Source organism: Streptomyces sp. Je 1-4 4N24 (genome assembly GCF_026239515.1).
Classification (GTDB): domain Bacteria; phylum Actinomycetota; class Actinomycetes; order Streptomycetales; family Streptomycetaceae; genus Streptomyces; species Streptomyces nigrescens.
The window spans coordinates 1,998,779-2,023,372 of sequence record NZ_CP110836.1 but is presented as its reverse complement, the minus strand read 5'-3'; the positions used below and the strand labels follow the sequence as shown (position 1 = coordinate 2,023,372).

The window sequence follows — 24,594 nt, the reverse complement described above, 5'->3', positions numbered from 1 at the left end:
AGACCCAGCCGGCCCGTCCGTCCTCCGGGACACGACGGGCCGGTCCCTTCTTATTCACCTACCTCCCGAAGGCAAGGCAGAGATGGCACGAGTCTCCCGACACGACCCCGAGCAGTTCTCCCCGCAGCGGGCTCACCCCGTCGACGAGGTACTCCCCGTCGGCAAACTCACCCTCTACGGATTCCAGCACGTCCTCGCGTTCTACGCGGGAGCGGTGATCGTCCCGATCGTCCTCGGGAACGCCCTGGGTCTCTCCCGCGAGGAGCTCGTCTATCTGATCAACGCGGACCTGCTGACCTGCGGTGTCGCCTCGATCATCCAGGCCCTCGGCGTCTGGAAGATCGGCGCCAGGCTGCCGCTGGTCCAGGGCGTCACCTTCACCGCGGTCTCCCCGATGATCGCCATCGGTCTGGGCGCGGGCGGCGGCACCGCCGGTCTGCTCGTCGTCTACGGCGCGGTGATCACCGCGGGCATAGCGACCTTCCTCTTCGCGCCCTTCTTCAGCAAGCTGGTGAAGTACTTCCCGCCGATCGTCATCGGCACGATCCTCACCGTCATCGGCCTCACCCTGATCCCGCAGGGCCTGAAGGACGCGGCCGGCGGTGCGCAGTTGATCGGACACCCCGGATACGGCGACCCCAAGAACCTCGCCTACGCGCTGGGGACCCTGCTCTTCATCCTGCTCGTCGTCCGGCTCGGGAAGCCGATCCTCAGCAGCCTCGCCGTCCTGCTCGGCCTGGTCGCCGGTACCGCCGTCGCCTGGCTCCTCGGTGATGTGGATTTCGGCGGCGTGAAGGATGCCGCCTGGTTCGGCGTCAGCACCCCGTTTCACTACGGAATGCCGAAGTTCGAGCTGTTCCCGATCATCGCCATGGTCGTCGTCATGCTGATCACCATGGTGGAGACGACCGGGGACGTGTACGCCATCGGGGAGATCACCCGTAAAAAGGTCGACAACGCCACCGTCGCCAATGCGCTGCGCGCCGATGGTGTCGCCACCGTCCTCGGCGGTGTTTTCAACTCCTTCCCCTACGTGGCTTTCGCCGAGAACATCGGCCTGGTGCGGATGTCGAAGGTCATGAGCCGGTTCGTGGTGGTCGCGGCCGGCGGCTTCATGATTGTGATGGGGCTGCTGCCGAAGGCGGGCAGCGTGGTGGCCGCCATTCCGCATCCGGTGCTCGGCGGTGCCGCGATCGCGATGTTCGGCATGGTCGCCGCGGTCGGTATCCAGATCCTCGGCAAGGTGGATCTGCGCGAGGAGCGCAACGCCCTGATCCTCGCGGTCAGCCTCGCCGCCGCACTCCTTCCCAACGCGGTCGAGCCGTTCTTCGCGCGGATGCCGGAGGACGTCCGGGCGGTCCTCAACAGCGGGATCACGCTGGGCAGCCTGACCGCCGTTCTGCTGAACCTCTTCTTCAACGTCTTCACGCGCCGTAAGACGATGGAGATCGACTGGGACGAGATCGAGGGCGACGACGAACCGGCGGACGCGCACGAGCCGTTCGGTGCGCACGGTCCGGCGGAGCCGTACGCCCCGCAGGCGCACCACCGGCCGGGCCCGGCCAACCCTCCGGGCCCGCACCACCCGCAGGGCGGGCCGGACTGGGGGATACCCGGCCACTGAGTCCGTCAACGGCCGCGGGCGGGGAGGGAACCGGTTGTCCGGTTCCCTCCCCGCCCGCTTTTGCCGGTGCCCGCACCGGCCTGCGTCAGTAGGTGGGCACGGTGTTGAACGGCGGCGCCTCGCCCGCGTCCCCGATCAGTTCCCAGAAGTGGTCGACCAGCCGGCGCAGATACGCCGAGCGCTCGGCCGCGACCTCCTTGAGCCGGGAGTCGTCGTTCCGCGCCACCACATGCCCCATGTAGCGCTCGGAGAACTCCGCGAACTCCGCATGCATCGTGCGCAGCGCGTCCCCCACCCGCGTCTTGCTCAACGTGGTGATCTTGGTGACCGGCCCGACATGCGTCTTCCAGCGCCCGTCGATGGCCGCCCGCAGATGCCCGGCCAGCTCCTCGTCCCGGCCCATCACTCCGATCAGCTTCCGCAGCGACAGCCCCAGCGCCTCCACCAGTGCCTTGGTCTGCCGGTAGTCGCCGCTCCACTGCTGTGCCGACTCCGCCGCCCAGTACAGGGCCGGGTCCATGCCGATCAGCTGCGACAGCCGCTCCACGCTCATCTGGCGGGCCATCCGGTGCTCGGCCAGGGTCCGCGGCTCGACGCCCATCAGCGCCGTCGGCGGGCACCACAGCACATCGGCCAGGACGAACAGCTGCGGCTCGGTCGGCAGCTGGGAGCCGTACTCCCAGGCCTCGACCAGCTCGGGGCGGACCGGCGTGCCGCACGCCGTCATGGCCTGGGCGACCTGAGCCGTACTCAGGCCCACCCGGGCCCGCGCGGATCTGGCCTCGGCGGGGGAGAAGGGAGTGCTGTACACGTACGGGGCACCTCGCTGCACCCGGCGAACGAGGGGTGCTTGGGGGGAGACGACATGGAGGAACATCCAGGAGCGGGCAGATTAACAGATGGTCGATAGGTACGAATCTCCAGTTCCTCTTCGACTCGAAGGCGGGAGAGGCCGCGCGGGCGGGCCGGTGGGAGATGTGCGCGATCTGTCCGATTTCACCCATCAACTCGCTTACTGGGTATAGCCGATGCCTCGGTGCTTACCGGGCGGTAGCGATGCGTTGAGACCGTGCGGACGGCTTGACGTAATCAGAGTGTTACGCAGATGCAGATGTGGTGTCACAGTGGTCGTCGAGGCTGGCGTTGCCGCCCGACTCCGCTGCGCGGGGCCGGTCGACGACACACCTGACATTCGGTCCTCCCCCACAATCCGATCAGGATGGGACCCCATATATGCGATCAGTGCTGGAACGCGCCCGTGCGTTCCGAGGCTTGGAGCCTGCCTTAGCAGCCGTGCGCCCGCGCGCCCGCGTCCGTACCGCGGAGAGACGGACCCGAAGAGCGACCGCGAACCGCGCACGCGTCATGCATCTGACATTCAGCTAGGTCCGGACCACTGCCGCCGATGCGGCGGTCCGGGCCCGCTTTCGCATGCCTCCTTGCACGAAAGGACATCCCCAGGTGCTCACTTCGCACCGCAACACCTCCCAGGGCTCACCCACGGCCCTGCTCGACGCTGTGGACCACTCCGTCCCCACCGCCCCGGCCGACGCCCCCCGGAGCGGCGGGCATGTGCTGGTGGTCGGCGCTCCGGGACCGCGCCGGGAGCGGCTCACCCGGACCCTGCGCGCCACCGGCCACGAGGTCAGCCACGCCCCGCCCGGCGACGTCGACCGGCGGATGGCGCAGGCGCAGCCGGACGCCATCGTGGCCCTCGACGACCGGGGCGCACCCGGCGCCCACGACGAGGGCGGCCTCGACGTGATCCGTGAGGTCCGCACCGCCCCCGCCGGGCGGGCGCTGCCGCTGCTCATGGTCACCGACGGCCCGGAGCCCTCCGGAGTGGCGGACATGCTGCGCCACGGCGCCGACGACTGCATTCCGGAAGCCTCCGACCCGGTCGAGCTGTCCGCCCGTATCGAGGCCAAGCTCCGGCGGGTCCCCGTACCGGTCGAGAACCTGCCGCGCGACCCGCGCACCGGCCTGTACTCGCACGCGCACTTCCTGGACGAGCTCGACCGCGAGTTGCAGCGCCCCGAGGCCGCCCGGAGCGGCGGGGTGCTCGCCGTGGTCCGGGTGGCCGAGATGGCCGCCCTGGAGGCTCGGCTCGGACAGCGAATACGCCGCGAGGTCGCCGAGCGGCTGGCGGGCGTCGCCGAGCGGCTCGGCAGCTTCTGCGACCGGCTCGGCTGGGACGACGACGGCCATCTGCTGATGCTGCTGCCCGGTGTCGACGAGGAGACGGCCCGCCGCGGGCTGGAGAAGTTCGCCGCGACCGTCGCCGGTACCCGGTTCATCGTCGCCGACGAGAACGTCCGCCTCACTCCGGCGATCGGCTGGCTGCCCCTGACCGGCTGCACGGACGGCGACCGCGCCACCGGCCAGGCCCGCGACGCGGTCCAAGAGGCGCTGCGCCACCGGGATCTGCGCCCGGTCCGGTACGCGCCCTGGATGCGCGGCACACCGCACCGCCACCGGCGCGCGTCGTTGAGCGCGCTGATCCGGCCCGCCCTCTCGGCGCTCTCCCCGGTGCTGGCGCTGCTGCTCGGTGTCGCGGTGCCGTTCGTGCTCTACCTGCAGACGTACGCGCTGGGCTGGGACCTCGGCTCCGCCATGTACTGGGTGGTGGTGGCCGGGCTGGTGCTGTCCGCGCTGCTGATCGTCCTGGAGTGCCTCTTCTCCCTCGACGCGGCCGCCCGTCCCGAGTCACCCGGCGCGCCGTACCCGCCGGCCAGCGCCGTCATCGCCGCGTATCTGCCCAATGAGGCCGCCACCATCGTCGAGACCGTCGAGTCGTTCCTCCGCCTCGACTACCCCGGTGAGCTGGAGATCCTGCTGGCCTACAACACACCGCATCCGCTGCCCGTCGAGGACACCCTCCGCGAGATCGCGGCCCGGGACCCCCGGCTGGTGCTGCTGCCGGTCGCGGGCAGCACCTCCAAGGCGCAGAACATCAATGCCGCGGTCACCCGGGTCCGCGGGGAGTTCGTCGGCATCTTCGACGCCGACCACCACCCGGCACCCACCGCGTTCCGGGACGCCTGGCACTGGCTGTCCAACGGCCATGACGTCGTCCAGGGGCACTGCGTGATCCGCAACGGCGAGAGCTCCCGGGTCGCCGAGCTGGTGGCGGTGGAGTTCGAGGCGATCTACGCGGTCAGCCACCCGGGCCGCACCCGGCTGTACGGCTTCGGCGTGTTCGGCGGCTCGAACGGATTCTGGCGTACGGATCTGCTCGCCCGCACCCGGATGCACGGCTCGATGCTGACCGAGGACATCGACTCGACGCTGCGCGCCCTGGGCGAGGGTGCCCGCTTCGCCGTCGACCGCACCCTCATCTCCCGTGAACTGGCGCCCACCACCCTGAAGGCGCTGTGGAACCAGCGCTCCCGCTGGGCGCAGGGCTGGCTCCAGGTCTCGCTCAGGCATCTGTGGCGGAGCCTGCGCTCACCGGCGTTCACGGCCCGTCAGAAGCTGGGTCTCTTCGTCCTGTTGGGCTGGCGAGAGGTGCAGCCGTGGCTGACGCTGCAGATCCTGCCCATCCTGCTGTACTCGGCCTGGAAGGCCGGCGGGCTGCAGCGGCTCGACTGGGCGGTGCCGGTGTGCGTACTGGCCGTGCTGTTCACCATGGCGGCCGGGCCGGTGCAGGCGCTGTTCGCCTGGCGGATGGCGGTCCCCGAACTCCGGTCCCGCGGCCGGTGGTTCTGGTCCTATCTGCTCGTCTCGACCTTCTTCTACAGCCACTTCAAGAACATGGTGGCCCGACAGGCCCATCTGAAGGAGGCGTTGGGGGACCGGCAGTGGCGGGTCACCCCGCGGGCCGCCGCCGCGAAGGCGGTGGCGCGTCGATGAGCAGCACGGACACCGCTCCGGCCCGCGGCCGGGCCAGTGCCATCGACGGCTTCCGCGGGCTCGCCGCGCTCAGCACCGTCGCCTTCCACGTCTGGCAGCAGTACTTCCGCTATGACGCGCAAGGCAGCCATCCGCCGGTCGACACCCCGGTCCTCGGCGCCGCCTTCTCCCTCGAAGTCATCGACCTCTTCTTCGTGCTGTCCGCGTATCTGCTGACGCTGTCGTACGCCCGCGCCGCCCTCGACGGGCGCTCGACCCGGCCGGCCCGGGTGTTCCTCTTCCGGCGGGCGATCCGGATCCTGCCGCTGTACTTCCTGGCGGTGCTGGTCGTCTGGGCGAGCCGCAACCCCACCCTGCCGGGCAACTGGCGGGACCTGGTCGAGCACCTCACCTTCACCCATGTCTTCGACCAGCAGCGGATCTTCTACACCCTGGGCCCCACCTGGTCGCTGTCGCTGGAGGTGCTCTTCTACCTCGTGCTGGTGGCGCTCGGCCCGCTGGCGGTCCGCGCCTGCCGTCCGCTGCGCCGGCGCCGTACCCGGGTGGCGGTGTGCGCGGCGGGGTGTCTGTTCCTGTACGCCGCGCCGCTCGCCTGGATCGCCGTCGCCCACTACCGGTTCGGGGTGCCGCACACCGACTGGGTGGTGTACTTCGGCCCGCAGGCCCGCTTCGGCGGCTTCGCGGCCGGTATGGGGCTGGCCGTGCTGACGGCCGCCCTCGGTGACCGGGGCCGCCTCGGCTCGCGCACCGCACTGCCGTTGGCCGGGCTCGCACTGGCCGGACTGTTCGCCCTCTCCCTGGACTCCGCGCCGGAGAACTTCACCTTCACCTTCTACCACCCGATCGCCTCGGCCCTGTGGGTGGTGCTGATCTTCACCACCCTCCACGTACGCCAACAGACCTTCTGGCAGGGTCTGTTGAGGGCCCGCTGGCTGACCGCCGTAGGACTGGTCAGCTACAGCCTCTTCATCTGGCACGAGCCGGTCATGCTCCAGCTCCACAACGCCGGCCTGCTGCCCGCCGGCCAGTCGGGCTTCCCGCTGGCCCTGCTGGTCGTGTTCCTCGTGGCGTTGCCCGTGGCGGCGGCGAGCTACTGGTTCATCGAGTATCCGGCGAGCCTGCTCGGCCGGCTCAAGGACCACCGCGGCCGGCCACGGGAGTTCTATCCGGAGCCGGCCACCCGCTGACGGCGGCCGGCAGACCCTTCGTCTTCGCCGGAGATCAGCGCCCCGTGCGCCGGTCTCCGGCGAAGATCGTAGGGCTCAGCTCAGCCCCGGCACCAGCACCTGCGGCGCCGGGCAAAGGCCGCGCGCCGGTACCGGGACACCGCGGCCCGCCGCCGTCGGCCCGCCGCACCCAGGAACCCGAGTCCGATGCCCAGCATCCAGACGTCTTTGGCCAGGGGAGTGCCCTCCTGGGTCGGCCGCAGACTCCCCGGCTGCCGCATCCCGGGAGTCCGCAGGTACAGCCCGACCAGCCCGCCGGAGAACCCGGTCAGCGCGAGTCCGGCCAGCCGGGTGGGGACGAGCGGCGCCAGCAGGGCACCGCCGACCGCGAGTTCGGAACATGCCAGCAGCCGGGTGAACTGCTCGGCGCGGATCTTGGTCAGGAACGGATAGCCCACACACGCCATGCTGTGCACGCCCTCGGCGGTCGCCCGGTCGGCCCGCAGCAGCGTCAGCCCGGAATCCAGGATGAAGGCACCGACGGCCAGACGCGGAGCCAGATCTCGCGCTTCGGGCAGCTGCACCATGGGAGCCTCCAAGATCAGTAGTCGGCCCCCTCACCGAGCTTAGCCAGGCGGCAAGGGGGCTGCATCCGGCAGCCGCGGCGCGGGGGTACGGCGAGGGCGGGCTACAAGCGGTGGCATCCCGCGACCGGCGACCGGCGACCGGCGACCCGCGACCCGCGACCGGCGAATCCGCGACCGGCGCCCGCCCCGCGCCCCCGCCCGGCACCGTCACAGCGCAGGGACGTCGTCCCACTGGTCGAGGACGTCCTCGGCCGAGTCAGGTCCGGGTTCCGGACGGCCGCCGTCGAGGGACTGCTCGGTCCAGATGACCTTGCCGCCCGGTGTGTAACGGGTGCCCCAGCGCTGGGCGAACTGGGCGACGAGGAAGAGACCACGGCCCCCCTCGTCCGTGGTGGCGGCCCGGCGCAGATGCGGAGAGGCGCTGGTGCCGTCGGAGACCTCGCAGATCAGGGCGCGGTCGTACAGCAGCCGGACCCGGATCGGCTGGGCGCCGTAGCGGATGGCATTGGTGATCAGCTCGCTGAGGATCAGCTCGGTGGTGAAGTCGATCGCCGCCAGCCCCCAGGACTCCAGCATGCGCAGACAGGCCGCCCGGACGGGGGCGACGGCCGCCGGGTCGGAGGGCACCTCCCATTCGGCGACCCGGGCGGGCTCCAGCAGTTGGGTACGGGCCACCAGGAGGGCGATGTCATCGCTGGGGTGGTCGGGCAGCATCGCGTCGAGGACCGCCGAACAGGTCTCCTCGGGGGTGCGGTCCACCCCGGCCGCCAGGGCCGTACGCAGCTGCTCCAGTCCGGTGGCGATATCGCGGTCCCGGTTCTCGACCAGCCCGTCGGTGTACAGCACCAGCCGGGAGCCCTCGCTCAGCGTGAGCTCCGTGATCTCCACCGGCACGCTGCCGCCCAGTCCCAAGGGCGGGGAGACGGGCACCTCGGGGAACGAGACGGTGCCGGCGGGGCGGATCACGGCCGGTCCGGGGTGTCCCGCGGTGGCCAGGGTGACCCGGCCGGTGACCGGATCGTAGATGGCGTACAAGCAGGTCGCGCCGGTGATACCGGTGCCTCCCAGGTGCGCCGGTACCCCTTCGGTGTCGCCGTCCGTGCCGCCCGACCAGGGCCCTTCGTGGTCGTCGGCACCTCTGCCGCCGCTGCCGAGGCCGGCCGCCCGCGCCTCGTCCGTATCGATGTGTGTGACCAGTTCGTCCAGGTGGTTCAGCAGCTCGTCGGGCGGCAGGTCGAGGGCGGAGAAGTTGTGGACCGCGGTCCGCAGCCGGCCCATGGTGGCCGCGGCATGCAGCCCGTGTCCGACGACATCACCGACGACCAGCGCGACCCGGGCGCCGGGCAGCGGGATGACGTCGAACCAGTCTCCGCCCACCCCGGCGTGCGCGGGCAGATAGCGGTGGGCGACCTCCAGGGCGGACTGCTCGGGCAGGGTCTGCGGCAGCAGACTGCGCTGCAGGGTGACGGCCGTGGTGTGTTCGCGGGTGTAGCGGCGGGCGTTGTCGACCGCGACCGCGGCCCGCGCGGTCAGCTCCTCGGCGAAGGCCAGGTCCTCTTCTTCGAAGGCGTCGGAAGCCGCGGACCGCCAGTAATTGGCCAGCCCCAGCACCACGCCCCGGGCCTGCAGCGGTACGGCGATCAGCGACCGGATACCGGAGTCCAGCACCCGCTGGGTGCCCTCCGGATCCTGCCGCCGCCATGCGTCCGAGCCGCGCAGATCCCCGACGAGGACGGGCCGGCCGCTCGTCAGGCCCGTCGCCATCGGCGTACCGGGCGCATACCGGAGCACCTCGCCGACCCGGTAGATCGCCGATTCCTCGGGGACCCCGTCGACCGCCATCCGCCGCAGTTCGGCGCTCGCCCCGGCCGCCGGTTCGTCGCCCCGCAGCACCGGCTCCAGCAGCTCGACGGTGACCACATCGGCGAACCGGGGCACCGCGACCGCGGCCAGCTCCTCGGCGGTGCGCCCCACGTCCAGCGTGGTGCCGATCCGCAGCCCCGCGTCGTAGATCAGCTTCAGCCGCTCCTGGTCCACGCCCGCCCGGCCGGCCAGCGCCCCCAGTTCGGTGGTGTCCCGCAGCGTCACCACGGTCCCGGCGGCCCCGCCGTGGGGGGCGGTCGGCCGTACGTTCACCGCGAGCAGCCGGTCACCCGCCGGCAGCACCTCGTCCGTCGCCGCCCGCCCCGACGAGAGCAGCGCGCTCAGCTGCGGTTCCAGGCCGAGGTCGGTGACCGGGCGCCGTTCGGCGTCCGCGGGCAGTTCGAGCAGCCGCCGGGCCTCGTTGTTGGCCAGCAGCAGCCGCCCGTCACTGCTGAGGATCAGTACTCCCTCCCGTACGGCGTGCAGCACCGCGTCGTGGTGGTCGTACCTCCGCCGCATCTCGGCCGGATGCAGTCCGCGCGTCTGCCGGCGCAGCCGACGGCTCACCAGGGCGGCCCCGCCGGTCACCAGGAGCAGCGCCCCGGCGGCGGAGCCGAGCAGCAGCGGCAGCTGGTCCACCACCTGGGCGTTCGCCCGCTGGACGCGGATCCCGACGGAGACCGGCCCGACGAGCTCGCCGCTGCGTTCGAGCACCGGGACCGGCGTGCGCACCGCGGGGCCGAGGGCCGAGGTGAAGGTGGAGGGCTCTCCCTGGAGCGCCCGCTGGTAGCCGCCGACGACGACGGGCTTGCCGATCAGCCGTGGATCGGGGTGGGGCCAGCGGATGCCGTCGGGACGGAACCCGACGATGTGGTCGACGCCGGAGGCCTTCCGGGCCGCCTCCGCCTGGGGCTGCAGCAGTGCGCTGGGGTCCGCGGACCGCATGGCGGCGCGGGTGCCCGGCGCAGGGGCGAAGGACTCGGCCCCGACGACCGGGAGCTGACGGGCTTCCCGGGTGCCGGCGGCCTGTGCCTGGAAGACGAGCGCCAGGACGGCCGCGACGACCAGCAGCACCGCGAGGGCGAGCTGCAGCACCCATACTCGGCCCGCGACGCTGTGACCGTTCAGCAGCGAGCGCAGGCGCCGTCCCGGGGAGCGTGGTGACGCCGGAGAATCGTCACCTTCTCGCCCGAAAATTTCCGTCATGACCCATATTTAGCATTGTGCTCCACCGCGAGGTGGTCGGCCGTCTCGGTGCCGTGCGCCTCCGCAACGCCCTGCTCCTGCGCTATTGAGCAATGCTCAGCCGCTCTCTGTGCTCGGCGCGTCCGATGCGGGTGGACGGCGACCTTGGCGCCCGGGCGGAGGCCGAGCCTCATCGCCGTGGCCAGCCTCAAACGGGACACGGCGTCGTTGTCAGTGGCCTGTGCAAGGCTGAGGAGCATGGGAATGACACCGGACGGGCGGCCCGTTCCGCCCCCGCACGCAGATGAACGCACCATGCTGGAGAGCTGGTTGGAGTTCCACCGTGCCACGCTCCCGCTGAAGTGCGCGGGCCTGGACGACCGGCAGGTCCGCCAGGCCTCGGTGGCGCCGTCCACCATGACGCTGCTGGGCCTGGTCCAGCATCTGGCGGAGGTCGAACGCAACTGGTTCCAGCGGGTGTTCGCCGGACAGGACATACCGCCGGTGTACGAGGCGCAGAAGGGCGACGGCTTCACCCTCGCCCCCGACCGCGGGATCGACGAGGCGCTGGCCGACTGGCGCGCGGAGGTCGCCCGGAGCCGCGAGCTGATCGCCACCGCTTCGCTCGACGACTCCGGCACCCTCTCGGAGCGGGAGGCCGGATTCGTCGGGGACCAGGGGGTGTCGCTGCGCTGGATCCTGGTCCACATGATCGAGGAGTACGCACGCCACAACGGCCATGCGGATCTGCTCAGGGAGCGCATCGACGGTGCCACGGGCGCCTGAGGCCTGGCGGTCTGGAGGCCTGGCGGTCTGGAGGTCTGAGGGCTTCAGGGGGAGGGGCGCGCCGGGGCAACGCTGAGCGATGACTCCCACGGCCGCCCGGACGCCGCGTCCGGGCGGCCCTGGCGCACCGCTGAAAACCGGGGCCGAATAAATGGCTGGCGCCGACGCGCGGGACCGTTCTACAGTCTGCAGCGTTCGGGAGGACGGCCGGAGGCTGTCGCCGTCGGCTGTGGAGAAATGCGGGAGGTGAGTACTGATGACTGTCGTTGCGAAGGGCGCTGCCCGCATCCAGAAGATCATCAACTCCCTCCCTGTGGTCTCCGGCTGACTCGACGTCACTTTCTCTTCGTGTGCGCCTCGCGCGCACGGCCGGGACCGCTCCTTCTCGAAGGGTCATCCCGTTGTTCGACCTCACTCTCTCTGCTGCACACCCGCTGACCGCCTATGGCTGGGATGACGGGTTCGCGCAGAGTTTCACCCCCTTTACCGGGCCGGGGCTGGTGCCCGGCCGTATCGTCCGTGTGGACCGCGGTCGGGTGGATGCCGTGGTGGCACACGGCGACGGCACCCGTACCGTTCTGGCGGACACCGCGCTGGTGGCGACCCGCGACCCGATGCGGGTGCCGTGCACCGGCGACTGGGCCGTGATCGACCTGGAGAACGGGCGCAGCGGCGATCATGTCGACGGTGTCGTACGGGCGTTGCTGCCGCGCCGGACCGCGTTCGTGCGGTCGACCTCGTCGAAGCGTTCCGAGGGCCAGGTGCTGGCCACCAACATCGACCACATCGTCATCTGCGTCTCGCTCGCGGACCAGTTGGACCTCGGGCGGATCGAGCGGTTCCTCGCGCTGGCGATGTCCAGCGCGGGCGCCGAGGGCCCGCCGCACGCCTCCGGGCTCGCCACGGAGGGCGGCGCGCAGCCGGTGGTCGTGCTGACCAAGGCGGATCTGACCGGGGATCCGGACGGTCTGGCGTATCTCATCGAGGATGCCGAGACCGCGGCGCCCGGGGTGCAGGTGCTGGCGGTCAGCTCGACGACCGGGGACGGGCTCGATGTGCTCGCCGCCGTCCTCGCCGGAGGTACGTCCGTCCTGCTGGGGCAGTCCGGTGCGGGCAAGTCCACGCTGGTCAATGCACTGCTCGGGGAGAGCGTCCAGCTGGTGCAGGCCAACCGTGACCGGGACGGCAAGGGCCGGCACACCACGACCACCCGGGATCTGCGGGCGCTGCCCGGCGGCGGGGTGCTGATCGACACCCCCGGGCTGCGCGGCGTCGGGATGTGGGATGCCGAGTCCGGGCTCGCCCGGACGTTCTCGGATGTCGAGACGCTGGCCGAGGAGTGCCGCTTCCACGACTGTGCGCACGAGGCGGAGCCGGGCTGCGCCGTTCAAGAGGCCGTCGCATGCGGGGAGTTGCCCGCCCGTCGGCTGGAGAGCTACCGGAAGCTGCAGCGCGAGAACCAGCGCATCGTGGCGAAGACGGACGCCCGGGTGCGTGCCGCGATCCGCCGCGACTGGAAGCAGAAGCAGGCGCTGGGCCGGCACCTGATGGAGCGGAAGCGGGGGCCGCAGAGGTGAGCGGAGGGGAGGGCCGCCCGGCGCCGGCCCTCCCCGCCCGAACGCCACGTCCGATTTCCGCCAGCCGGGGCACCGCGCCCGGCGCACACTGAGGGCGTGAGGGACGACGAGGCCAGGTACGAAGCGGTGACCAGCCGGGACGCCCGGTTCGACGGGGAATTCTTCTTCGCCGTGGTGACGACCGGTATCTACTGCCGGCCGAGCTGCCCGGCGGTCACTCCCAAGCGGGTGAATGTGCGGTTCTTCCCGTCGGCCGCCGCCGCGCAGGCGGCCGGGTTCCGGGCCTGCCGCCGCTGCCGGCCGGACGCAGTGCCGGGGTCCGCGGAGTGGAATGTGCGCGCCGACCTGGTCGGCCGGGCCGTGCGGCTGATCGGGGACGGCGTGGTCGACCGGGAGGGCGTCGGCGGACTGGCGCGGCGGCTGGGATACAGCCCGCGACAGGTGCAGCGGCAGCTGACCGCGGAGCTCGGCGCCGGACCGGTGGCGCTGGCACGGGCCCGCCGGGCACACACCGCGCGGGTACTGCTGCAGACCACCGCGCTGCCGGTCACCGAGCTGGCGTTCGCCGCCGGTTTCGCCAGCATCCGGCAGTTCAACGACACGATCCGGGAGATCTACGCGGGCACGCCCAGCGAGCTGCGGGCGGCGGCCGGGAACGGGGGTGCCGCCGCCCGCCGTACCCCCGAGGCCGCGCCGGGAGCCGGGGCCCGGCGGCCGGGAGACGGCTTCGCAGACCGCTCGGCAGACCGCTCCGCGCCCGTCGGCATCCCGCTCCGCCTCGCCCACCGCGGGCCGTACGCGGCCGCCGAGATCTTCGACTTTCTGCAGCTGCGGGCGGTGCCGGGAGTCGAGGAGATCCGCGGCTCCCGCGGGGAGCGCACCTACCGCCGTACGCTGCGGCTCACCCACGGCAGCGGCATCGCCGAGGTCGACGAGCCCGCCGGGCCGCGCCGGCGGCGTCGCCCGCCGGCGGGCCTGGTGTGCCCGGCGGCGCGCGGCACGGACGGCGGCTGGCTGGAGTGCCGGCTGCGGCTGACCGACCTGCGGGATCTGTCGACGGCCGTACAGCGCCTCCGTCGCCTGTTCGACCTGGACGCCGACCCGTATGCGGTCGCCGAGCGGCTCGGCGCCGATCCGCTGCTCGGCCCGCTGGTGGCCGAACGGCCGGGCCTGCGGTCACCCGGCGCCGCGGACCCCGAGGAACTGGCGGTACGGACCGTGCTCGGCGGTCCGCCGGAGCACGCCGCCGCGCTGGTGCGGAGGTACGGCAAACCGCTGGACGCGGCGGACGGCGGCCTCACCCACCTCTTCCCGGCGCCCGGGAACCTGACCGGCGCCGAGGTCGAGGAGCCGGTGCGCGCGCTGTGCACCGCACTCGCCGACGGCACCCTCACCCTGGACGCGGGCGCGGACCGCGGCGCCGCCGAGCGGGCGCTGGCCGCCCTGCCCGGAGTCGGCCCGCGCGCCGCCGCGTACCTCAGGATGAGGGCACTGGGCGACCCCGACGTGGGGACGACACCGGGGTGGGGCCAGGAACGGGGCGCGGTGGCGGGCCCGGCCGCGTGGCGGCCCTGGGGTGCCTACGCCCTGCACCATCTGTGGCGCGCCGGGCTGCTGCCGGCGGGCGAGATGCCCGAGCCGGATGAGACACCCGGCTCGGACGAGAAACCCAGGTCGGACGAGGAGCCCGGGGCGGGGGAGCCGTCAGGGGCGGGCGAGATGCCCGGGGTGGGGGAGCCGTCAGGGGCGGGCGAGATGCCCGGGGTGGGGGAGCCGTCAGGGGCGGGCGAGATGCCCGGGGTGGGGGAGTCGTCAGGGGCGGCGGCGAAGCCACCCATATACGCCACGGCCGGCGGGGCCGGGTGACGCCTCAGCCCGCCAGCACGGCCCCGATCCAGGCACCGACCACCAGCAGACAGGCGAACAGCTCGACCAGCACGCTCAGCCCGATCGCCCGCAGAGCCGTACGGGTCGAGGCCCAGGCGTCGCCATGGCTGCCGAGCCGGATCCGCTCCAGCAGATAGAGACCGCCGACCGAGCCCAACAGCCCGCCGATGACCGGGATCACGAAGAACCCCACGATGCCGGCCACCCCCGCCAGGAACAGGGCCCGGTACGGCGTCCCCACGGCCCGCAGATTGCGGGCCGGCAGCAGCCACTTCAGCACCTGATTGAGCAGCAGCAGGGCGGTGGCGGCCATGAGCACCACCCAGGCGAGCGCGGACCTCTCGGACAGCGTCCACCACATCACACCCGCCCAGACGATCAGCGGCCCGGGAATACCGGGCACCAGCACCCCGAGCAGCCCGAGCAGCATCACCAGACCGGCCGCGACCAGCTGCCACACACTCATACGGCGGCCACACTTCGCCCGCCCCGCCCGCCCTCGCTCCGCCCAGGCCTTCCCGCGGTCCGCTCGCCGCACGCGCTCATGCGCCGAACCGCACTCCGCCCGGCCCGCTTGCCTTCGCGAAGCGCGCACCCCTGCACTGCCCGCCCGCCGCACTCGCTCACGTGCCGGCCTCACTCCCGGCGGGCGCACGCCCCGTGACGGCTCGTACGCTGCACACTCTCATGGGCCCAGCGTGCCGGAAGCGGCCCGGAAGTGCTTGCCGGGCGGGCGGCCGGAGCGCGGGTGGCAGGGGGCCGCGGTGGACGGACCGGTCACACCGCGGCCGAACCGACCGCCGCCCACGGCGATTCGGTCAGCCGGTCCGTGGTCCGCGCCGCTGACATGCGCTGCTCACCGACTCCGCCGGACGGTCACTCTTGGGAGGCCGACCGCCCGGTGGACGCTCTTTCGCGCCCTGTTGAGGGCGCGGCCGTGCAGGGACAATACGGCGCATGAACCAGCAGGGGGCCGGGTGCGGCCAGGAGGACGACTGGTGGCGGCAGTTGTACGGCGAGGGAGGGGGAGAGGAGGCCCAGGGACGCGCCGCGGTGCGTGATGCCGGGCCGTCCGACACCCCGGACACCCTCGATGACCGGGTCGCCTCGGCGCTCCGGGCGGTGGCCCCGCCGCGGCGGGGCGCCCCCGCACCGCAGCCGCCCCCGGCCCGCCCCGCGGCCTCCCCGCCGGCGCCGATCCCGCTCCAGGCCACCGGGCCGGGCTCGCGCCCGGCGTCCCGTGCCAGGCCTGCCGCCCCGTCCGCGCCCGAGCCACCCCGCGACACCCCCGCACCAGCCACCACCGGGATCACCGGCGACCGGCCGCCGCTGTCCGAACCCGAGCTGGGCCCGCTGCCCGCCGCCGATCCGGCCGCACTCGACGAACTGGTGCCGGACACCGCGCTGGACGGCGCCCGGTACGGCTCGCTGACCCTGCTCGCCGCCTCCCAGCGCGGCGACCTCGCCCGCCACCGCGGTGACGTACGCCGCGACGCCCTGCTCACCGCCCGCTTCGGGGCCGGCCGGCACGCCCTGATCCTGGTCGTCGTCGCCACCGGCCGGCCGGCCGCCGAGGGCGCCCAACGCGCCGCCCATGACGCCTGCGCCTGGATCGGCGGCGCGGTCGGCCGCAGCTACACCCGACTGGCGGAGGACATCCGTACGGACCACCGCAGCGCCCTCAAATCCGGGCTGCAGCGGCTCACCGACCGCAGCTACGGCAGGCTGCGCGGCCGGGCACGGGAGCTGGACGTCGCCCCGGAGCGGTACACGGCCGCGCTGCGCTGTCTGCTGCTGCCCGCCGACCCGGACTGCCGTACCCGGGTGTTCTTCGGTATCGGCGCGGGCGGCCTCTTCCGGCTCCGCGACGGCGCCTGGGAGGACCTGGAGCCCCCGCTGCCGGAACAGGTGGCGAAGGAGGGACCGGACGACACCGGCGGACGGCTCCGTTCCGCCTCCGGCCGGTCGCCGGCCGATGGCCCCGACGGGTCCGAGCCGTTCCTCTTCCGCACGGCCTTCGCCCGTCCGGGGGACACTCTCCTGCTGTGCAGCGCCGGCCTCGCCGAGCCGCTGCAGCAGGAGCCCGAGTTCGCCGACCGGCTGGCCGGACAGTGGTCCGCCGAGCCCCCGGGCCTGGTGGCCTTCCTCGCCGCCGCCCAGCTGCGCGTGGCCGGCCATCCGAAGGACCGTACGGCCGTGGGGGTGTGGGAGTCGTAGCGGCGGGCACACGCGGTCCCGAGGCGCAGACCGGCAGGAGCGGCGCAGCGGAGGCGGCCCCGGGCACCCCATGGGTTTCATGGGACCAGGCCCCACCGCGTCAGCGGGCAGTCACCCACCCGTCGAAGGAGCGAGCGCGACATGGCGAAGCAGACCGTGGCCGAGCAGTTCGTGGACATCCTCGTGAGGGCGGGGGTGCGACGGCTCTACGGCGTCGTCGGCGACAGCCTGAACCCCGTGGTGGACGCCATCCGCCGCAACTCCGCCATCGACTGGATCCAGGTCCGCCACGAGGAGGCCGCCGCCTTCGCGGCCGGCGCGGAAGCGCAGCTCACCGGCTCCCTCGCGGCCTGCGCCGGCTCCTGCGGACCCGGCAATCTGCACCTCATCAACGGTCTGTTCGACGCCCACCGCTCCATGGCCCCGGTCCTCGCCCTGGCCTCCCACATCCCCTCCAGCGAGATCGGCACCACCTTCTTCCAGGAGACCCACCCCGACCGGCTGTTCACCGAGTGCAGCCACTACAGCGAGCTGATCTCCAGCACCAAGCAGATGCCGAGGGTGCTGCAGACCGCGATCCAGCACGCCATCGGACAGAGCGGCGTCGCGGTCGTCTCCCTCCCCGGCGACATCGCCGCCGAACCGGCCCCCGAGCGCGCCATCGAACACGCCCTGGTCACCGCGCGCCCGTCCGTCCGCCCCGGGGACGCCGAGATCGACGCCCTGGCCAGGATGATCGACGACGCCGACAAGGTCACGCTGTTCTGCGGCAGCGGCACGGCGGGCGCGCACGCCGAGGTGATGGAGTTCGCCGAGCGGGTGAAGTCCCCGGTCGGACATGCGCTGCGCGGCAAGGAATGGATCCAGTACGACAACCCCTATGACGTGGGCATGAGCGGACTGCTCGGTTACGGCGCGGCCTATGAGGCCACCCATGAATGCGATCTGCTGATCCTGCTCGGCACGGACTTCCCGTACAACGCGTTCCTGCCCGATGACGTCAAGATCGTCCAGGTCGATGTCCGGCCCGAACACCTGGGCCGCCGCACCACCCTGGAGCTGGCCGTCTGGGGCGATGTCCGCGAGACGCTGCGCGGTCTGATCCCCAAGGTCCGGCCGAAGCCGGACCGCAGGTTCCTCGACCGGATGCTGAAGAAGCACGCCGACGCGCTGGAAGGCGTGGTCAAGGCCTACACCCGCAAGGTCGAGAAGCACACCCCGATCCACCCCGAGTACGTCGCCTCCGTCCTGGACGAGGAGGCCGCCGACGACGCCGTCTTCACCGTCGACACCGGCATGTGCAACGTCTGGGCCGCCCGCTACCTCACCCCCAACGGCCGCCGCCGGGTGATCGGTTCGTTCAGCCACGGCTCGATGGCCAACGCGCTGCCACAGGCGATCGGCGCCCAGTTCATCGACCGCGGACGCCAGGTCGTCTCCATGTCGGGCGACGGCGGGTTCTCGATGCTGATGGGCGACTTCCTCACCCTGGTCCAGTACGACCTTCCGGTGAAGGTGGTGCTGTTCAACAACTCCTCGCTGGGCATGGTGGAGCTGGAGATGCTGGTCTCCGGTCTGCCGTCGTACGGCACCACCAACCAGAACCCGGACTTCGCGGCCATCGCCCGCGCGGCCGGGGCACACGGCGTCCGGGTGGAGAAGCCCAAGCATCTGCGCGCCGCCCTGCGCGACGCCTTCCGCCACAAGGGCCCGGCACTGGTCGACATCGTCACCGACCCCAACGCCCTGTCCATCCCGCCGAAGATCAGCGCCGAGATGGTCTCCGGCTTCGCCCTGTCGGCCGGAAAGATGGTCCTGGACGGCGGAGTCGGCCGCATGCTCCAGATGGCCCGCTCCAACTTGCGCAACATTCCCAGGCCTTAGGCGCTGTACGGCGGCGGTCAGAGGCGCAGCGCGAGTTGTTCCGCGGAACGCACCTCGTGGCCGGCCGGCGAGGTGAGCGCGGAGCACGGCCTCGCGTGGTCGCCGCTCACCGGCCGCGCAGGTGCCTGTTCCCCTCCGGGCCCGGGTGCTGGAGCGCCTTCACCAGGCCGGTGACAAGGTTCGCCCGCTCGGGCATGGCGTCGATCAGCAGGTACTCGTGGTCGGCGTGGGCGCCGCCCCCGACCGCTCCCAGGCCGTCGAGGGTGGGCACTCCCAGTGCGGCCGTGAAGTTGCCGTCGCTTCCGCCGCCGACCGCCTGGGCTTCGATGCCGGGGAGCAGTTGCTGCGCCACCGCGAAGAGTCCGGCGGCCGCCGACTCGGGCATCGGGGGGCGGCCGACGGCTCCGTGAACCGCGATCTCCGCCTCATCGAGATGCGGAGCCAGCGCCGCGAAGGCAGCTTCGATGCGCTCCTTCTCGTCGGCCGACTCGACCCGGACGTCGACGATGACGGTCGCCTCGGCGGGAACGACGTTGTCCAGAGTTCCTGCGGACGCGACGGTGGGGGTGACGGTCGTGCCGATCTCGGGACGGCCCAGCGCCGCGATGTCCAGTACCTGATGAGCCGCTTCGATGAGGGCGTTGACCCCGGCCGCGGGCTCCAGGCCGGCGTGCGACGCCCGGCCCGTGACAGAGACTTCGAACGTGCCGCAGCCCTTACGGCCGGTCTTCAGGGCTCCGCCCTCAGCGGCGCCCTCGAACACGAGGACAGCGCCACAGGCAAGGGCACGCTCCTCGATGAGAGCGCGGGAGGAGCGGGAGCCGACCTCTTCGTCCGCGGTCACCAGGATCTCGACGCCCGAGCGGTCATCGAGCGCCGCCAGGCCATGGATGGCCTGCACCAGCCCGCCGAGCATGTCAAAGACCCCGGGGCCGGTTGCCCGCCCGTCCTCGACCCTGAACGGGCGGCGTTCCAGGGTGCCGAGCGGAAACACCGTGTCATGGTGACCGAGGATCAGCACGGTGGGATCGCCCCCGGCCGACCAGTGGACGTGCGGCCCGGCTTCGCTCTCCACGAGGACGGCCTGCCCGCCGAGGCGGGTCTCGATCACAGCGGCGACAGCTTCGGCCGATGCCTTGAGTGCGTCGAGATCGCGCGAGGGGGACTCGACCTCGATGAGCGTCCTGAGGTCCTCAAGCATCGCGTCAACCGTCACATCGACGGCCTGGTGCATCGTCACGTGGCCCAGGGTACTTGGTGCACTGTTCTGGCCAGGCCGATGCCTCTGACCCACCCACGCGATCTCTAAACCACACTTATCCCCGGAAAGAGTGAAATGTTAGCAAATTCTCTCAGTATGGGGCCGCACGCGCCGAAGGGAGTAACAGGAAGCGGCAGTGAGCCGCTTGGAGCGATCGGGAGATTGTTATGTCACGGATCACGCGGGTGACTGCCATGGCCGCGCTTGCGGCAAGTACAGCCCTGGGTGGCATGTCGGCAGCGTTCGCAGACAGTGGCGCGGCCGGTGGGGCGGCCAATTCGCCGGGAGTGGTGTCGGGCAACGCGATTCAGGTCCCGATCCACATTCCGGTCAATGTGTGCGGCAACACCATCAACATCGTGGGGCTGCTGAACCCGGCCTTCGGTAACACCTGCCTCAACGGTGGCATTGAGCGCCGTGTGGTGCACCACCACCACAAGCACGTCAAGCACCACCACAAGCACGTCAAGAACGTCAAGCACATCAAGCACGTCCACGTCAAGAAGCACCACCCCAAGAAGCACCACAAGCCGGCCGGCGGCGTGCACACCGGCGGCGGCGGCCTGGTCGGCGCCGACCGCTAGGCCGCTCGCTCGGATCATCTGATCGTTGCGAGCGGGCGTTCACCGCGCTCATGGCCCGGCCGACGTCGATGACGGCCTGAACCGGGCGGGCTCGGTGGACTCCACGATCACGCGCCTCACCAGCACACGGCCGGGACCCCACCACGGGGTCCCGGCCGTCGCGCTGTCAGGCCCTTGCCGCCACCTCTGACCGGCCGGTGACCCCGACACAACTCCCGGCTCACCCGGCAGGCGGATGCTGCGGCCGGAGCCGGAGGGTCAGGATCTGGAACGGGCGCAGATCGACCGGCACATCGGAGGTCGGGCCTTCCTCCGCCTCGTGCCGCGGCCGTTCCAACAGGTCGGTCACGGTGGCGCGTTCGACGGGAAAGCTGGGGGAGAGGGTGCCGGTCGCGCGGCCGCCGTGGGACTCGTACAGGCGCACCACCACATCGCCACTGCGGTCCTCGGCGAGCTTGACCGACTCGACGGTGACGGCCGGGTGGTCGACGCGCAGCAGTGGGGCTACGGGCGGCACGGCGGCCGACCTGAGGGGCAGGTTGAGGGCCAGCCCCTCGGCGACCGCGTCACCGACCCCGGCGCCCGGCAGCAGGGCATAGGTGAAGCGGTGGGTGCCCTGGTCGGTCTCCGGGTCGGGGCTGTGCGGGGCGCGCAGCAGGGTCAGCCGCACCGTCGTGCCCAGGCCCTCGGAGTGGGGGGTGCGGGTCACCTCATGGCCGTAGGTCGAGTCGTTGAGCAGCGCGATCCCGTAACCCGGCTCGGCTACCCGCAGCCAGCGGTGCGCACAGATCTCGAAACGGGCCGCGTCCCAGCTGGTGTTGGTGTGCGTGGGGCGGTGGACGTGGCCGAACTGCACCTCTGAGGTGGACCGTTCGGCGTGCACGTCCAGGGGGAAGGCGGCCTTGAGGACCTTCTCCGACTCGTGCCAGTCGATGGCGGTGGTGATGTCGAGACGGTGGGAGCCGGCGCGCAGGGTCAGGTCCTGAGTGAGCCGGGACGCGCCGAACGCCCTGGTCACCCGTACGGTCGCGGACAGCGGCCCGGCGGCGGCCAGCTCCACGGACTCGGCGTCGGTCAGATCGGTGTGCCGGTGGCGGTAGTGCCGGTCGAGGTCCCAGGCGTCGTACTGGGTGGGGTGATCGGGGTGCAGCTGCAGCAGATTGCCGCGGCTGCCCGGTGCCAGGACCTCCCGTCCGGCGTGCAGATCGCGTACGGAGGTCAGCAGACCGTCGGTGTCGAGGTGCACCCGCAGCAGTCCGTTGTCGAGGGTGACGGTGCCCTCGGGGCCGGTGTCCGCCCGTACGGGTGCGGGCGGTGGCGTGGGGGAGTCCGGGCCGGGCGGGCGGACGGGGGCCGAGCCCAGTGCGGGTACATGGACCGCGACGGCGGCCGGCCCGCCCGGCTCCGGGTCCGTCGCCGGCAGTGTGACGATCTCGTCCCGGGCGTACGGCGAGGCGTTGAACACCGTCGGCACCTCGGCCGCCGCGGCCCCGGCGCTCTCCAGCGCCCCGAGCGCCGTCTCGGTGATCGCGGTCAGCTCGGCCTCGACCGCCGCATAGGTGGCACGGGCCTCGCGATGCACCCAGGCGATGGAAGAGCCCGGCAGGATGTCGTGGAACTGGTGCAGCAGAACGGTCTTCCAGAGGCGGTCGAGGGCGTCGTACGGGTAGGCGTACGAGGAATCGGCGCCCGCTCGTACTGCCGCCGTCGCCGCCCACAACTCCGCCTCGCGCAGCAGATGTTCACTGCGCCGGTTGCCCTGTTTGGTCTTCGCCTGTGAGGTGTACGTACCGCGGTGGAACTCCAGGTACAGCTCGCCCGACCAGACCGGCGCCGCCGCGCCGTACTCCTCATGGGCGGAGGCGAAGAAGCGGGCCGGCGGCTCGATCTCGACCCGTGGTGAGCCCTCCAGGGACCGCAGCCGGCGGGCCCGCTCCAGCATCTCGCGGGTCGGGCCGCCTCCGCCGTCGCCCCAGCCGAACGGGACCAGGGAGCGGGTGGCGCGGCCCTTGTCGGCGAAGTTGCGTTCGGCGTGGGCGAGTTCACGGGCGTGGAAACGGGAGTTGTAGGTGTCGACGGGAGGGAAGTGGGTGAAGACGCGGGTGCCGTCGATGCCCTCCCACCAGAAGGTGTGGTGCGGCATCTTGTCGGTCTGGTTCCATGACAGCTTCTGGGTCAGGAACCACTTCGCGCCGGCCAGCCGGGCCAGCTGCGGGAAGGCGGCGGTGTAGCCGAACGAGTCCGGCAGCCAGATCTCCTCGGTCTCCACCCCCAGCTCCTCCAGGAAGAAGCGCTTGCCGTGCACGATCTGCCGGGCCAGCGCCTCACCGCCGGGCATATTGGCGTCGGACTCCACCCACATCGAACCGACCGGAGCCCAATTGCCCGCCCTTACGGCCTCCTTGATGCGCTCCCAGATGTGCGGCTGGTGCTCCTTGACCCAGGCGTACTGCTGAGCCTGGGAGCAGGCGAACACCAACTCCGGGTATTCCTCGGCGAGTTGAGTGACATTGGCGAAGGTGCGGGAAGCCTTGCGGACGGTCTCCCGCAGCGGCCACAGCCAGGCGGAGTCGATATGCGCATGGCCGGTGGCCGAGACGCGATGGGCGCTCGCGGTGGCCGGGCGGCTCAGTACGTCCGCCAGCGCGGCCCGCCCCGCGGCCGCCGTACCGCCGACGTCGTGCAGATCCAGCGCGTCCAGCATGTCCTCCAGAGCCCGCAGGATCTCGTGCCGGCGCGGGCCGTCGGCAGGGAGTTCGTACATCAGCTCCGACAGCACCTCGATGTCGAGGATCAGCTGCCAGACGGTCTCGTCGAGCACCGCGAGGTCCGCCGAGGCGAAGCGGTACAGCGGCCGGGTGGGCGCGGTCCGTACGTCGCCGAGGCCGGTGGGGCGGAAGTCGCGCAGCACCGCCGGGTTCGCGGCGGCCTCCAGCAGCAGCCGCACCTCCTCACCGCCGCTGACCGGCGAGCCGACGGGGACATGCCGGTTGCGCGGATGGACGCCCTTGAGCGGCACCCCTTCGGCGTCATGAACCAGCCCCTCGGCCTGGAACCCGGGGCCGTCGCCGCTGAACCCTGGGTCGATGACGGCCTCCACCCGCCGCCCCGCCCACTCCCGTGGCACCTCACCCGCCAGCTGGAACCAGCTGGTGGACCACGGCGGCCCCCAGGGCTCGCCGACCGCGAACGGCTCGTACGGGGCCTGCAGCGCCTCGCCCACCGGCACCGGTTCTCCGGGGGCATGCCAGACGGTGAGCCGCAGCGGCACCCGCGCCGCATACTGCGCGGGCCTGATGAACTGCCTCAGCGCCCGCTCCAGGCGCCCCTCCACCAGCAGTCGGTCGTCGTGCACAGCGGCTCCTCACGCTCGTACTCCCCACGCCCCGGGGCGCGGGCGGGCTGCCCCGGCGGCAACCGCGGGAGTGCTCCTTCGCATCCGGTACCGGCCGGGGTTCCGCGACAGGCTCGGGTCAGGCATACCCACTGAGGCGCGGCCCGGCCCACCCGGCGCGCGGGCGGCGCATCGGCCACATGGCGAGCCGAAGCGGCTAGCGGAAGCATGGCGGCAGATCCGATGGGCATGCTGACCGTGAGGCTGTTCGAGGCAGAGCGCCGAGGTTCGTTGGGGGCGGGGGAGAGAATGCGTCAGCCTGTGCGGCGCGAGGAACGGGACCAAAGACAGGAAACGGCCAACGGGGGCCGGAACGGGGGGACCACCGCACGAGCGCCAAGAGTGCTGGAGCGCAAGGTGCGGCATGCGGATCTGAAGGCGGTCGGTGAGGTGCGCAGGGAGCTGCGCCAGCTGCTGAGCCGCTGGACGGTGCCGGGGGGCGGCGAGCTCGCGGAGGTCGCGACGCTGCTCACCAGCGAGCTGGTCACCAATGCCCTGGTGCATGCCGAGGGCGGCGCCGTCGTCACGGCCAGGGTCAGCGACCGGCTGCGGGTGGAGGTCCGGGACTTCGTACCCGGACGGCCCGAACCGCGCGCACCGACCACCGACGGGACCTCCGGCAGGGGGCTGATGCTGGTGCGTTCCTTAGCCGACGCCTGGGGGATACGCACCGAAAGTCTCGGGAAGAGCGTGTGGTTCGAGCTGGGCGGCGGACCGGCCTGACCCA

The 24,594-nt window shown here is 72.1% G+C and carries 15 protein-coding genes and 1 pseudogene; 10 read left to right on the top strand and 6 right to left on the bottom strand.

All coding sequences use genetic code 11. The features are described from left to right. Window positions 1-82: 82 nt before the first annotated feature. Window positions 83-1,624 (top strand): nucleobase:cation symporter-2 family protein, encoded by a 1,542-nt coding sequence (locus SLV14N_RS08605; protein ID WP_208680422.1) that lies wholly within the window; start codon window positions 83-85, stop codon window positions 1,622-1,624. Window positions 1,625-1,709: 85 nt separating this feature from the next. Here the strand turns inward: SLV14N_RS08605 and SLV14N_RS08600 are convergent, their stop codons facing one another. Continuing rightward, window positions 1,710-2,435, bottom strand: a complete 726-nt coding sequence (locus SLV14N_RS08600; RefSeq protein WP_259670188.1) for a transcriptional regulator — start codon at window positions 2,433-2,435, stop codon at window positions 1,710-1,712. 650 nt (window positions 2,436-3,085) lie between these two features. On the opposite strand from SLV14N_RS08600, the gene SLV14N_RS08595 reads away from it, so the two are divergent. Together SLV14N_RS08595 and SLV14N_RS08590 are read left to right on the top strand one after the other, a co-directional pair. Further along, a complete protein-coding gene (locus SLV14N_RS08595) occupies window positions 3,086-5,476 on the top strand; it encodes a glycosyltransferase (protein ID WP_263268888.1) in 2,391 nt (796 codons plus the stop codon). Next, complete coding sequence (locus SLV14N_RS08590) at window positions 5,473-6,663, top strand: acyltransferase (protein WP_263268886.1); 1,191 nt, start codon at window positions 5,473-5,475, stop codon at window positions 6,661-6,663. Before SLV14N_RS08595 ends, SLV14N_RS08590 begins: the two co-directional genes overlap by 4 nt. A gap of 80 nt (window positions 6,664-6,743) precedes the next feature. On the opposite strand, the gene SLV14N_RS08585 is transcribed toward SLV14N_RS08590, so the two are convergent. Both SLV14N_RS08585 and SLV14N_RS08580 read right to left on the bottom strand, forming a co-directional pair. Continuing rightward, window positions 6,744-7,229: a hypothetical protein gene (locus SLV14N_RS08585; protein WP_208680419.1), complete on the bottom strand. Its 486-nt coding sequence runs from the start codon at window positions 7,227-7,229 to the stop codon at window positions 6,744-6,746. A gap of 207 nt (window positions 7,230-7,436) precedes the next feature. Continuing rightward, window positions 7,437-10,298 (bottom strand): SpoIIE family protein phosphatase, encoded by a 2,862-nt coding sequence (locus tag SLV14N_RS08580; RefSeq protein WP_259670186.1) that lies wholly within the window; start codon window positions 10,296-10,298, stop codon window positions 7,437-7,439. Between the two features lie 237 nt (window positions 10,299-10,535). Between SLV14N_RS08580 and SLV14N_RS08575 the strand changes: the two genes are divergently transcribed. The 3 genes from SLV14N_RS08575 to SLV14N_RS08565 all read left to right on the top strand — a co-directional run bounded on the left by SLV14N_RS08575 (window position 10,536) and on the right by SLV14N_RS08565 (window position 14,506). Beyond that, complete coding sequence (locus tag SLV14N_RS08575) at window positions 10,536-11,063, top strand: DinB family protein (RefSeq protein ID WP_208680418.1); 528 nt, start codon at window positions 10,536-10,538, stop codon at window positions 11,061-11,063. Window positions 11,064-11,464: 401 nt separating this feature from the next. Continuing rightward, window positions 11,465-12,640, top strand: a complete 1,176-nt coding sequence (gene rsgA / locus SLV14N_RS08570) for a ribosome small subunit-dependent GTPase A (RefSeq protein WP_208680417.1) — start codon at window positions 11,465-11,467, stop codon at window positions 12,638-12,640. 96 nt (window positions 12,641-12,736) lie between these two features. Beyond that, a complete protein-coding gene (locus SLV14N_RS08565) occupies window positions 12,737-14,506 on the top strand; it encodes a bifunctional transcriptional activator/DNA repair enzyme AdaA (RefSeq protein ID WP_263268884.1) in 1,770 nt (589 codons plus the stop codon). Between the two features lie 4 nt (window positions 14,507-14,510). Here the strand turns inward: SLV14N_RS08565 and SLV14N_RS08560 are convergent, their stop codons facing one another. Then, on the bottom strand, window positions 14,511-14,993 hold the full coding sequence (locus tag SLV14N_RS08560) for a DUF456 domain-containing protein (RefSeq protein ID WP_263268883.1): 483 nt from the start codon (window positions 14,991-14,993) through the stop codon (window positions 14,511-14,513). 491 nt (window positions 14,994-15,484) lie between these two features. Here SLV14N_RS08560 and SLV14N_RS08555 point away from each other — a divergent pair, with 491 nt between their 5' ends. Next, entirely contained in the window at window positions 15,485-16,744 is a 1,260-nt protein-coding gene (locus SLV14N_RS08555) for a protein phosphatase 2C domain-containing protein (protein WP_263268881.1), read from the top strand. Between the two features lie 141 nt (window positions 16,745-16,885). Next, window positions 16,886-18,628 carry a pyruvate dehydrogenase gene (locus tag SLV14N_RS08550; protein ID WP_208680413.1) on the top strand — a complete coding sequence of 581 codons (1,743 nt, stop codon included), beginning with the start codon at window positions 16,886-16,888 and terminating at the stop codon, window positions 18,626-18,628. A gap of 106 nt (window positions 18,629-18,734) precedes the next feature. Here the strand turns inward: SLV14N_RS08550 and SLV14N_RS08545 are convergent, their stop codons facing one another. Further along, entirely contained in the window at window positions 18,735-19,868 is a 1,134-nt protein-coding gene (locus SLV14N_RS08545) for a M20 family metallopeptidase (RefSeq protein WP_317633698.1), read from the bottom strand. 188 nt (window positions 19,869-20,056) lie between these two features. Between SLV14N_RS08545 and SLV14N_RS08540 the strand changes: the two are divergent. Continuing rightward, a pseudogene (locus SLV14N_RS08540) lies at window positions 20,057-20,290 on the top strand (chaplin); the annotation flags it as partial. 403 nt (window positions 20,291-20,693) lie between these two features. Here SLV14N_RS08540 and SLV14N_RS08535 read toward each other — a convergent pair. Then, window positions 20,694-23,828, bottom strand: coding sequence for a glycoside hydrolase family 38 C-terminal domain-containing protein (locus tag SLV14N_RS08535; protein ID WP_263268880.1), 3,135 nt, complete (start codon window positions 23,826-23,828; stop codon window positions 20,694-20,696). A gap of 384 nt (window positions 23,829-24,212) precedes the next feature. On the opposite strand from SLV14N_RS08535, the gene SLV14N_RS08530 reads away from it, so the two are divergent. Continuing rightward, entirely contained in the window at window positions 24,213-24,590 is a 378-nt protein-coding gene (locus SLV14N_RS08530; RefSeq protein WP_208687773.1) for an ATP-binding protein, read from the top strand. Window positions 24,591-24,594 lie beyond the last annotated feature (4 nt).